This is a genomic window from Herbiconiux daphne (genome assembly GCF_024979295.1).
Taxonomy (GTDB): Bacteria; Actinomycetota; Actinomycetes; order Actinomycetales; family Microbacteriaceae; genus Herbiconiux; species Herbiconiux daphnes.
Genome location: NZ_JANLCJ010000757.1, coordinates 1 through 534 on the forward strand (window position 1 = coordinate 1; position 534 = coordinate 534).

The window sequence follows — 534 nt, forward strand, 5'->3', positions numbered from 1 at the left end:
GACTTAGTGCGGCAGATTGGGCGACAGAACAGGCAGGAGGTAATTTAGATTATCGACTTCCCGCCGCTGGCTATGGCTCTTATGATGAGCAGTTACAGCCACAGACAACGGCAGGTAAGGTAATTGCTCAGGCTTTACCATACGTAGCAGGGGGAGAGATTGCAGCACCAATTAAAGCGGCAGAGGGGGCAGGGCGTTTAGCTCAGGCTGGCACAGCCTTAGCCCGTAACTATCTTGCCGCTGTACCGGGTACGCTCAGTGAATATAATCAGGGTGATCAGAATGGTGAGGCAGCAGCCAGCCAAGCTATTAACACTTTGGGCGGTGCTGTATTTGAGAAGGTAGGCGGGGCTTTAGTCCGTGGTGCTAGAAACATCTTACCAGAGGGATTAGGCGGCTACTCAGCAGCACAGAAAGCGGCAGATGTGGCTAACCCTGAATATCTGGCCCGTGTTACTCAAGGTGGCGATGAGGCAGCACAAGAGGCATTTAGAACAGGTACAACTAATGAAGCTGGAGAGAGTATTTTAAACC

The 534-nt window shown here is 51.7% G+C and carries 1 protein-coding gene; it reads left to right on the plus strand.

From position 1 onward, the window contains the following. Nucleotides 1-534, plus strand: a 534-nt coding sequence (locus tag N1032_RS27530) for a hypothetical protein (RefSeq protein WP_259543909.1), incomplete at both ends; no start/stop codon positions are given.